This window comes from Klebsiella sp. EMBS2024 (assembly GCF_036233805.1).
GTDB lineage: Bacteria > Pseudomonadota > Gammaproteobacteria > Enterobacterales > Enterobacteriaceae > Klebsiella > Klebsiella pneumoniae.
In genome coordinates this window covers 1,745,804-1,756,002 of sequence record NZ_JAZARW010000001.1, presented here as the reverse complement: position 1 = coordinate 1,756,002, position 10,199 = coordinate 1,745,804, and the positions used below count along the sequence as shown (strand labels likewise).

The following is a 10,199-nucleotide window of genomic DNA, read 5'->3' as shown; positions in this document are numbered from 1 at the left end:
GAAAAAGCCGATCTGCGTCGAGTCCTGCCCGCTGCGGGCGTTGGATTTNGGGCCGATTNCCGAACTGCGCGCTAAGCACGGCCAGCTGGCCGCGGTAGCGCCGCTGCCGTCGGCGCACTTTACCCGGCCGAGTATCGTTATCAAACCTAACGCCAATGCCCGGCCGTGTGGCGATACCACCGGTTANCTGGCGAACCCGAAGGAGGTGTGAGATGGGAAACGGATGGCATGAATGGCCGCTGGTGCTGTTTACGGTGCTGGGTCAGTGCGTGGTCGGCGCGACCATCGTCAGCGGTCTTGGCTGGCTGGCGCTGGGGGACCAACGGGAAGCCCGGCGGCGGCTGGTGCGCAATATGTTTTTTATCTGGCTGTTGATGGGCATTGGTTTTCTTGCTTCGGTGATGCATCTCGGTTCACCGCTGCGCGCGTTTAACTCGCTGAACCGCATCGGCGCCTCGGCGCTGAGCAACGAAATCGCCAGCGGCGCTCTGTTCTTCGCCGTGGGCGGATTCTGGTGGCTGCTGGCGGTGCTGGAAAAAATGCCAGCGACGCTGGGTAAAGTCTGGCTGGCGATCGCCATGCTGTTAGGGCTGCTGTTTGTCCTCGCAATGACCCGGGTTTACCAAATCAATACCGTGCCAACATGGTACAATGGCTACACCACCAGCGCGTTCTTTCTGACGGTGCTCCTCAGCGGGCCGCTGTTTGCCGCCCTGCTGCTGCGGCTGGCGAAAGTCGACTTTAACGGCTGGTTTTTTGCCGGACTGAGCGTGGCCGCGCTGGTCATCAGCGCCGCAGTTATCATTATGCAAAGCGCCGGGCTCAGTACCCTTCACAGCTCGGTTCAGCAGGCGGCCACCCTGCTGCCAGATTACGGCAAACTCCAGGCGCTACGCCTGGTACTGCTGGCGCTGGGCCTCGGCTGCTGGCTATGTCCGCTGATCCGCCGCCAGCCGCCGCGCGCTACGGGGCTGCTGATCGGCCTGCTGCTGGTCTTGATCGCCGAATGTATTGGCCGCGGCCTGTTTTATGGTCTGCATATGACCGTCGGTATGGCGGTTGCCGGTTAATGAGACGGCGCGCAGGCGCGCGCCGCAGAAAGGAATAAGTGATGATGCCGATCCCAAATCGCGACGCCGTCGCGTTAAGCGCCCGCACCCTGGGCGCGCTGTTCTCTTATGCGCCGAATAGCGCGGAAATTGCGCCGCTGGTCGCCGCCTTCCAGGACGGGAGCTGGCAGCAGCAGTGGCCCTTCCCGGTCGCAGCCCCGCTGGCGTCAGGGTTTGCCGCATCGGCTGAAGAAACGTTGCCGGAAGCCTGGCAGCGCCTGTTTATCGGGCCATGGGCCCTGCCGGCGCCGCCCTGGGGCTCTGTCTGGCTGGATAAAGAGTCTGTGCTGTTTGGCGATTCCACGCTGGCTCTGCGCCAGTGGATGCGCGAGAACGGTATCGCGCTGGAGGCCGATGGCAACGAACCGGAAGATCATTTCGGCACCGTGCTACTCCTGGCGGCATGGTTGTGCGAAACGGAGCAGGATGCGTTGTTCGCTCAGCTGCTGGCCTGGCACCTGCTGCCGTGGTCCGGGCGTTTCCTGAGTGTCTTTGTCGACCATGCCGCCCACCCCTTCTATCAGGCGCTGGGTCAGCTGGCGCAGGCGACTCTGGCGCAGTGGCAGGAGAATCTGCCGATCGCCGTGGCGCAAAAACCGCTCTATCGTTAACCCTTCGCCGCGCCGGTATCCGGCGCGGTTTTATTTTGCCGCTTCCCAGCCTTTCACCCGCACTTATCGCTTTTGCATCTAAGGTTATTCCCTATCACAATAAGCCAATGTTTTCTGAACCTCGCCGTGACTAATGCATCGTCTTCATCCCTATCCTGATGTGCAGGTGATGTTTCGCCGCCTGCTGATCGCCACCCTGATTGGCCTTCTCGCCGCCCTGGCGGTGGCGCTGTTTCGCCACGCTATGGTGGTGCTGGAAACGCTGTTGCTCAGTAATGACAGCGGGAGCCTGGTCAACGCCGCACAGTCGCTGCCGGCGTGGCGTCGGCTGGTTACCCCCGCGCTGGGCGGCCTGACGGCGGGAACCTTACTCTGGCTCTGGCAACGACGCAGCGTCGCGCGTCCACATGCCGCCACCGATTATATGGAAGCCCTGGAGACCGGCGACGGCTGTTTCGATACGCCGGCAAGCCTGGTGAAATCACTGGCGTCATTGCTGGTCGTGGTGACCGGCAGCGCGATTGGCCGGGAAGGCGCCATGATCCTGCTGGCCGCGCTGGCGGCCTCGCTGTTTGCCCGTCGCTTCACGCCGCAGAGTGAATGGAAGCTATGGGTCGCCTGCGGCGCGGCTGCCGGGATGGCCAGCGCCTATCATGCCCCGCTGGCCGGCAGCCTGTTTATTGCTGAAATTCTCTTTGGTACGCTGATGCTGGCCTCGCTTGGGCCGGTGGTGATCTCGGCGGTGATCGCCCTGCTGTTGACGCAGTTTCTTAATGGCGGCGCCGCGCCGCTGTATCACGTCGTGTTACAGCAAAACCTCAGCGCCCTGCACTATGGCTTAATGCTGGCGACTGGCCTGCTGGCCGGGCTGTGCGGGCCGCTGTTTATCTGGCTGATGGACTACAGCCACCGCGGGTTCGTTAAACTAAAGCTGGCGCCGCCGTGGCAGCTGGCGCTGGGCGGGCTAATTGTCGGCGGCTTATCGCTCATCACCCCGGCAGTATGGGGCAACGGCTACAGCGTAGTGCAAAGCTATTTGCTGCTGCCGCCGTCCGTTGCGCTGCTGGTGGGCATATTTATCTGCAAACTGCTGGCGGTGCTGGCCAGCAGCGGCTCCGGCGCGCCTGGCGGGGTCTTCACCCCGACGCTGTTTGTCGGCCTGGCGATGGGCATGCTGTTTGCCTGCTTCAGCAGGCTGTGGCTACCGGGAAGTGAAGAAATGGCCATCATGATGGGTTTGACCGGCATGGCGGCGTTTCTGGCCGCCACGACCCATGCGCCGATCATGTCAACCCTGATGATTTGCGAGATGACCGGGCACTATACGCTGCTGCCCGGTCTGCTGATAACCTGCGTCGTGTCGTCTGTGCTGTCGCGGACGTTACGCCGGGATTCGATCTATCGCCATCACGTTGCCGAGCATGTCTAAGTCGACGTAGCGGCTCAGCTCACGCTGTTCGGCGCGCGGTAGATAAGGCAGCTCGCCGATCAGCGGCGCCGGCAGCTTTTTGCTGAGGACATCGATGATTTCGGCGTAGTGCGCCAGACCGGGGTTGATCCGATTGGCCACCCAGCCAATCAGCGGTAAACCGTCATTGGCGATCGCCTGGGCTGTCAGTAGCGCATGGTTGATGCACCCCTCCTGGATCCCCACCACCATCAGCACTGGGAGCTGCTCCTGAACCACCCACTCGGAGAGCGGCCGCAGGTCGTTCATCAGGCTGCGCCAGCCGCCGGTGCCTTCAACCACCACGTGTTCGACCTGCGCGGCCAGACGCTGCAAACCATCGGACAGCAGACCGTAGTTGATCGGGCAGCTATGCGCCACGCTGCTCTCGTCTTCGCTTAAGGCGATGGGGTTGACAGCCTCATAGGGTAAGGCCAGCGTGGAGACGCTCTGCAACACCAGCGCATCTTTGTTACGTAAACCGTCCGGCGTCTCTTTGCTGCCCTTCGCCACAGGCTTATACCCAGCCACGCTTTTGCCTCTGGCAGCAAGTGCCTGCAACAGCGCACGGGAAACCACTGTCTTCCCGACAGAGGTGTCTGTACCTGTAATAAAGAAACGCTTAAACATCACTAACCCCACAGTTTTGTCGATGAAATATACGGGAGAGAAATAATCAACGGTGGGCAAAGTCTACGTGAAGCCGTCTGAGGTCAGCTTGAGATAGCGCAATTTTTGGTGTGACTATGAAAAAATGTTAACCCTGTAACAGTCGTATGAGTAAGGATCCGTTATAGAGCGCATCTTTAACCAGCGCCGCGCCAGCCATCGTTCCGCGGTTGGAGAATTGAGTACTTTCAACGGTAATATGCCGGCTATAGGCTGGGAGAGATTGTTGCCGAATACAGCTGGAAATTGCCGGAAAAAGAATTTCTGCCGCCAGATTGAACGGCGAGCCAATCAGAATTTTCTGCGGATTAAACAGATTGACCATGATCGCCAGAATTCGCCCAACGTGATTACCCACGCCGCTGATGATGTCCCGGGCTAACAAATCGCCCTGCAGCGCCGCCTGACAAAGCCACTCCACGCNCAGCGGACGCTGGTGCAGCAGCGAGCTCATCGACTGCGCCATGCGCATCTGCGCCAGCTCCAGCACGCTTTCTACGCTGGCAATCGTCTCCAGGCAACCATGGTTGCCGCAGTAACAGCGTTTGCCGTAGGGATCGACCTGGGTATGGCCAATCTCCACCAGGCTGCTGCTGCCAGCGTGCAGCAGGCGCCCATCGGTGATCACCCCGGCGCCGACGTTATGATCGATGACCACCTGAATGACGTCCCGGGCGCCGCGCGAGGCGCCAAACAAAGATTCCGCCATAGTCCAGGCGCTGATGTCATGCTGAATATAGACTGGCACCCCGGTATGATTGGCCAGCGCTTCGCCGAGCGGGACATCTTTAACATCCTCATAAAACGGCATGCGATGAATAATGCCATTTTCGGTATCGATAATACCGGGCATCGTCATGGCGATGGAGGTAAGGCGTTCCAGCTTCTTTTGATGGNGAATAAAGAAGCGATCAATATGGTCGATAACGCGCGTCAGAAACGGCGTGCTGTCGGTGAGCGCCAGCTCCAGCTGATCCTCCACCACCAGCTGACTGCTTAAATCACGCAGCGAAAGATGGATCTCACCGCGGCTGATGCGCACCGCCAGATAGTGCCATGCCTCGGTCTCCACCATCAGCCCCACCGCCGGGCGGCCGCGGCTGCCGGGCTCCTGGATCTCGGTCTCCTGAACCAGATGCGCTTCCAGCATTTCGCGGACGATTTTGGTGATGCTGGCCGGCGCCAGTTGCGCAAATCGGGAAAGGTCGATACGCGATACCGGGCCGAGCTGATCAATCAGGCGATACACGGCGCCCGCATTGGTCTGCTTTATTTGATCGATATGGCCTGGTTGACTATCCGCTACCACCATTGACTCCCTTATTTTCGCGCTTCGAAATAAACTTTCGGCTATGGTGAAGCACTTCGACGGTGAACGTCAAATTTTTACTTAGCCTTGTGATTTACCGCACATTTCCAGCCCCTTTTCGCCTCAATTATGCTCGCTTTTCCAGGAGAGCAGCGCCTCACGAAAGCGTTTTGCCAGTGCCCCTTGCTCATGGTGTTTAGACCACACCAGCCACATCTCCGATACCGCATCCTGTTCGTCGATCGGCAGCCAGCGCATTTCACTGAGCTGGACGCGCTGAAAGGAGGCCGGGAGGATCGATACCCCCAGGCCGGCGGCCACCAGACCAATAATCGTCATTGCCTCCCCCACCTCCTGGGCAATCTTCGGCGTGTGGCCGTAGCGGCGCAGCAAGCCGAGGATGTCGTCATACAGGCCAGTGCCGACGTGCGGGTCGAAAAAGACGAAGGGCTCGCGCGCCAGCGCCGCCAGGCTGACCGAGGGCTGGCGGGCCAGCGGGTGATTCGCCGGGACCATCGCCAACAGCGGCTCGCGCAGAACCCGCTCCCACGCCAGGGTGTCCGGCAGTTGAGTATTGCGCAGCAGCCCCAAATCCAGAGCCCCCTCGCTCAGGGGCACTATCTGTTCGCGGGTGTTAGTCTCGCGGGTGAGAATATGCACATCCGGAAGGCGTTGGCGAAACATCGATAGCGTATCGGAGACGGCCTTAATAAAAGGGGCCGAGGAGGTAAAGCCGATGCGCAGCTCACCCGTTTCGCCATGGTGTAGACGGGCGGCGCGAGCAGCCGCCTCATCCACCTGGGCGAGGATTTGTCGGCTATCGGCGAGAAACTGCTTTCCGGCCGCCGTCAGGCTGACGCTGCGGTTGGTACGGGCAAACAGGCGAGCGCCGGTCTGCTGCTCAAGGATCTGAATCTGCTGGCTTAGCGGTGGTTGAGAGATGTTCAGTCGCGCCGCGGCGCGGCCAAAATGTAGCTCCTCGGCGACGGCGACAAAGTAGCGCAAATGACGCAACTCGATATTCATATTTAAAACGTCTTATTTGAGATTATTAATATATTAGACAGAATATTTACATTTTCATACCCTAAAAATGTGAGCTGAATGGTCACAACACTCTGTTGGTAAGCAGCAACTTCTACGCAAGGAATTCTCTGTGAGTCGTACAACAACCGTTGACACCGTGCCGGCGGGCGAGGTCAGCGTCGCTGGTGCATCCCGCCCGGATCCGTTTATTAAGCGTGGCACCCCGCAGTTTATGCGCGTCACTCTCGCGCTGTTCTCCGCCGGTCTGGCCACCTTTGCCCTGCTCTACTGTGTGCAGCCGATCCTGCCGGTGCTGTCGAACGAGTTTGGCGTGTCGCCGGCCAGCAGCAGTATTTCGCTTTCAATTTCCACGGCGATGTTGGCGGTGGGCCTGCTGTTTACCGGCCCGCTGTCGGACGCTATAGGCCGCAAGCCGGTGATGGTCACCGCCCTGCTGCTGGCCGCCAGCTGTTCACTGTTGTCGACCATGATGACCAGCTGGCACGGCATCCTGATTATGCGCGCTCTCATCGGCCTGTCGCTGAGCGGCGTAGCGGCGGTCGGCATGACCTATCTGAGCGAGGAGATCCACCCCAGTTTCGTCGCCTTTTCGATGGGACTCTATATCAGCGGCAACTCCATCGGCGGCATGAGCGGCCGCTTGCTGACCGGGGTCTTTACCGATTTCTTCGGCTGGCGCGTGGCGCTGGCGGCGATCAGCGGCTTTGCGCTGGCCGCCGCGATTATGTTCTGGCGTATCCTTCCCGAGTCGCGCCATTTCCGCCCGACCTCGCTGCGACCGAAAACGCTGCTGATTAACTTCCGTCTGCACTGGCGCGACCGTGGCCTGCCGCTGCTGTTCGTCGAAGGTTTTCTGCTGATGGGCGCTTTTGTCACCCTGTTTAACTATATTGGCTACCGGCTGATGATGTCGCCGTGGTCGTTAAGCCAGGCGGTGGTAGGCCTGCTGTCGGTAGCTTATCTCACCGGGACCTGGAGTTCACCGAAGGCAGGGGCCATGACCGTACGCTTTGGCCGCGGGCCGGTGATGCTTGGCTTTACAGCGGTGATGCTCTGCGGCCTGCTGCTGACGCTCTTTTCTTCCCTGTGGCTTATTTTCATCGGCATGCTGCTGTTTTCCGCTGGCTTCTTCGCCGCGCATTCCGTCGCCAGCAGCTGGATTGGCCCACGCGCCCGCCGCGCCCGCGGTCAGGCATCATCGCTGTATTTGTTCAGCTATTATTTGGGTTCAAGTCTTGCCGGGACGTTAGGCGGGGTATTCTGGCATCACTACGGCTGGAACGGCGTCGGTGGGTTTATCGCGCTGCTGCTCCTTGCCGCGCTGTTGACCGGCACCTGCTTACATCAGCGACTGAAATAGTCGCGTGTGACGTGGCCTGTGGGCCACGTTTCACCACATGCCCATTATGGAAGACAAGCCCATCAGCTCTCTGACGGCATCAACGGACAGCAGTGCAATAAACAGCCAGGTGAACGGATTCATAAACCACCCCCGAACCTCCAGACCTGTGTAATCGATCACAGTTTAGTACCGATATGTTACCGTTTTCTGTCACACCGATCACAGAGGTGAGCTTATTTTCCCGCCATGTGTCTTTCCCTTCCCCTGTGCGCAACGCTCGACCCGCCGGGCGTATCAGGATAGTGTAGAGGCAAAGCGATAATCTCTTTATTCACCTGTCACGGACCGAACGCCACTATGACTGAAAATACGCCTTATCAGCAGCTTACCCGTACCTTTCAGCGCCTGTCGCGCTTTTCGCATCTCGCCGCCATCGCCGGCTGGGATATGTTCGCGATGATGCCTCCGGGCGGGAGCGTCGCCCGCGGCGAAGCGCTGGCCGAGCTCGGCGTGCTGCAGCATCAAATCCTGACCGATAAAAAAGTGGGACAATGGTTACAGGAGGCCCGCCAGCAGGATCTTAATGATGTTGAACAGGCCAACCTGCGGGAAATGCAGCGTCAGTACGATCAGGCGGCGCTGCTGCCGGAGAGCCTGGTGGAAGCAAAATCGCTGGCCGGCAGCCGCTGCGAGCATGCCTGGCGCAGCCAGCGTCCCGCCAATGACTGGACGGGCTTTGCCGACAACCTACGCGAGGTGGTCAGACTGAGCCGTCAGGAAGCGCAGATCCGCGCCGATGCCAGGGGCGGCTCACGCTACGACGCGCTGCTGGATATTTTCGAACCGGATATGACCAGCGCGCGGCTGGACAGCCTGTTCGCCGATCTCAAATCGTGGCTACCTTCCCTGCTTAGCCAGGCGGTGGAGAAGCAGGCGAAGCAGACGCTAATCGCCCCGCAGGGGCGTTTCCCCATTGCTGAACAACGGGAGCTGGGCCTGCAGGCGATGCGTATCCTTGGCTTTGACTTCGACGGCGGGCGCCTCGACATCAGCGCCCACCCGTTCTGCGGCGGCGTACCCCAGGATGTGCGCATCACCACCCGCTACAACGAAAACGACCTGCTCAGCGCTCTGTTCGGCGTGATCCACGAAACCGGCCACGCCCGCTACGAGCAGAATCTACCTCGCCCGTGGGTCGACCAGCCCGTAGGACTCGCCCGCTCCACCGCTATCCACGAGTCGCAGAGCCTGTTTTTTGAAATGCAGCTGGGACGCAGCGAGCGGTTTCTTAACCGCCTGTTACCGGCGGTGCGCGAGCGGTTTGGCGATCGGCCGGCCTTTAGCCAGGACAATTTTGTCGCCTGGAATCAGCAGGTGAAACCCGGCTTTATTCGCGTCGATGCCGATGAGGTGAGCTACCCGGCGCATGTCATCCTGCGTTATGAAATTGAACGTGCGCTGATCGACGGCGAGATTGAGGTAGATGATATCCCGTCGCTGTGGGACGAGAAAATGCAGCACTGGCTGGGGCTGTCGACCACCGGCAACTATCGGGATGGTTGCATGCAGGATATTCACTGGACCGACGGCGGATTCGGCTATTTCCCTTCCTATACCCTGGGCGCGATGTATGCCGCGCAGTTGATGGCCGCGGCCCGCCGCGCGCTGCCGACATTAGATCGCGATATTGAGGAAGGCGATTTCAGCGCCCTGTTCGACTGGCTGCGGCAGAATATCTGGCAGCATGGCAGCCGCTTCACCACCTCGCAGTTGATTCAGCAGGCCACCGGTGAGGATCTTAATAGCCGCTACTTCCGCGAGCACCTGACCACTCGCTACCTGTAATCATACGCGCCGGGCTACCCGGCGCGTCCTGTCGTTCCCGCCTTGTACATTCGGTTACACGCCGATACCAAACACTCACGGAAAGCTCGAAAAGACAAGCATATAGTGATTTCACCGGCCCCGCAGTGGGGTTGAAATTAAGAAAACTTTTCGAGGATATCAGAATGAAAAAAGTATTAGCTCTGGTCGTTGCCGCTGCTATGGGTCTCTCTTCCGCCGCTTTCGCTGCTGACGCAGTAAGCACCACTCAGGCACCGGCTGCCACCCACAGCACGGCTGCCAAGACCACCCATCACAAAAAACACCACAAAGCCGCGGCAAAACCGGCTGCAGAGCAGAAAGCTCAGGCTGCCAAAAAACACAAAAAAGCAGAAGCTAAACCAGCCGCTGCTCAGNAAGCCCAGGCCGCTAAAAAACACAAAAAAGTAGCAGCTAAACCAGTTGCTCCGCAGAAAGCTCAGGCGGCGAAAAAGCATCACAAAGCTGCGGCTAAACCGGCAGCCCAGAAAGCGCAGGCAGCGAAAAAACACCACAAAACCACTAAACACCAGGCCGCTAAACCGACTGCACAGCCGGCAGCATAATTCCTCCCGGTGAACCAACCTTCTTAATAATCGGCGCTGTTTCAGCGCCGTTTTTTCTGGAGAGCACTATGCTGCGGCGCTATCGTTTTGAGCTCATCCTGATCCTGCTAATTATATGCGCAGTGGTTGCAACCCGTTTTTTCCTCTCTTAATTATTTATCCCGCGTTCGCATTTTGCTGCTTCTACCAGCTTTTCATTAAAATGAATACCGTGCGGCTATCGCTGACCCGCTCCC

10 protein-coding genes are annotated in these 10,199 nt (G+C 59.2%); 6 read left to right on the top strand and 4 right to left on the bottom strand.

Annotated features, from left to right (window positions below; translation table 11 throughout):
• The first annotated feature begins 212 nt into the window (after positions 1-212).
• From VZP09_RS07850 to clcB, 3 genes are all read left to right on the top strand, one after another.
• Positions 213-1,070 carry a DmsC/YnfH family molybdoenzyme membrane anchor subunit gene (locus VZP09_RS07850; RefSeq protein ID WP_002903710.1) on the top strand — a complete coding sequence of 286 codons (858 nt, stop codon included), beginning with the start codon at positions 213-215 and terminating at the stop codon, positions 1,068-1,070.
• Positions 1,071-1,111: 41 nt separating this feature from the next.
• Complete coding sequence (dmsD, locus tag VZP09_RS07845; RefSeq protein ID WP_004209765.1) at positions 1,112-1,720, top strand: Tat proofreading chaperone DmsD; 609 nt, start codon at positions 1,112-1,114, stop codon at positions 1,718-1,720.
• 133 nt (positions 1,721-1,853) lie between these two features.
• Positions 1,854-3,149, top strand: a complete 1,296-nt coding sequence (clcB, locus tag VZP09_RS07840) for a voltage-gated ClC-type chloride channel ClcB (RefSeq protein ID WP_328795022.1) — start codon at positions 1,854-1,856, stop codon at positions 3,147-3,149.
• Here clcB and bioD read toward each other — a convergent pair.
• The 3 genes from bioD to VZP09_RS07825 all read right to left on the bottom strand — a co-directional run bounded on the left by bioD (position 3,102) and on the right by VZP09_RS07825 (position 6,171).
• Positions 3,102-3,797, bottom strand: coding sequence for a dethiobiotin synthase (gene bioD / locus VZP09_RS07835; protein ID WP_002903703.1), 696 nt, complete (start codon positions 3,795-3,797; stop codon positions 3,102-3,104). The genes clcB and bioD overlap by 48 nt on opposite strands.
• Positions 3,798-3,924: 127 nt before the next feature.
• Entirely contained in the window at positions 3,925-5,145 is a 1,221-nt protein-coding gene (gene mlc / locus VZP09_RS07830) for a sugar metabolism global transcriptional regulator Mlc (RefSeq protein ID WP_328795477.1), read from the bottom strand.
• 123 nt (positions 5,146-5,268) lie between these two features.
• On the bottom strand, positions 5,269-6,171 hold the full coding sequence (locus VZP09_RS07825; protein ID WP_002903700.1) for a LysR family transcriptional regulator: 903 nt from the start codon (positions 6,169-6,171) through the stop codon (positions 5,269-5,271).
• A gap of 130 nt (positions 6,172-6,301) precedes the next feature.
• Here VZP09_RS07825 and VZP09_RS07820 point away from each other — a divergent pair, with 130 nt between their 5' ends.
• The gene (locus tag VZP09_RS07820) at positions 6,302-7,552 is read left to right on the top strand and encodes an MFS transporter (protein ID WP_023280031.1); all 1,251 of its coding nucleotides are present in this window, start codon (positions 6,302-6,304) and stop codon (positions 7,550-7,552) included.
• A gap of 30 nt (positions 7,553-7,582) precedes the next feature.
• Here the strand turns inward: VZP09_RS07820 and VZP09_RS07815 are convergent, their stop codons facing one another.
• Positions 7,583-7,675: a KPN_01571 family protein gene (locus VZP09_RS07815; RefSeq protein WP_004206050.1), complete on the bottom strand. Its 93-nt coding sequence runs from the start codon at positions 7,673-7,675 to the stop codon at positions 7,583-7,585.
• A 216-nt stretch (positions 7,676-7,891) separates the two neighbouring features.
• Between VZP09_RS07815 and VZP09_RS07810 the strand changes: the two genes are divergently transcribed.
• Entirely contained in the window at positions 7,892-9,379 is a 1,488-nt protein-coding gene (locus VZP09_RS07810; protein WP_032438459.1) for a carboxypeptidase M32, read from the top strand.
• Positions 9,380-9,543: 164 nt separating this feature from the next.
• A complete protein-coding gene (gene asr, locus VZP09_RS07805; RefSeq protein WP_328795021.1) occupies positions 9,544-9,963 on the top strand; it encodes an acid resistance repetitive basic protein Asr in 420 nt (139 codons plus the stop codon).
• The last annotated feature ends 236 nt before the right edge of the window (positions 9,964-10,199 follow it).

Coding starts and splice junctions, on each gene's coding strand:
- VZP09_RS07850 (WP_002903710.1), top strand. CDS start 213: ATGGGAAACGGATGGCATGAATGGCCGCTGGTGCTGTTTACGGTGCTG.
- VZP09_RS07810 (WP_032438459.1), top strand. CDS start 7,892: ATGACTGAAAATACGCCTTATCAGCAGCTTACCCGTACCTTTCAGCGC.
- VZP09_RS07825 (WP_002903700.1), bottom strand. CDS start 6,171: ATGAATATCGAGTTGCGTCATTTGCGCTACTTTGTCGCCGTCGCCGAG.
- clcB (WP_328795022.1), top strand. CDS start 1,854: ATGCATCGTCTTCATCCCTATCCTGATGTGCAGGTGATGTTTCGCCGC.
- VZP09_RS07815 (WP_004206050.1), bottom strand. CDS start 7,675: ATGAATCCGTTCACCTGGCTGTTTATTGCACTGCTGTCCGTTGATGCC.
- dmsD (WP_004209765.1), top strand. CDS start 1,112: ATGATGCCGATCCCAAATCGCGACGCCGTCGCGTTAAGCGCCCGCACC.
- bioD (WP_002903703.1), bottom strand. CDS start 3,797: ATGTTTAAGCGTTTCTTTATTACAGGTACAGACACCTCTGTCGGGAAG.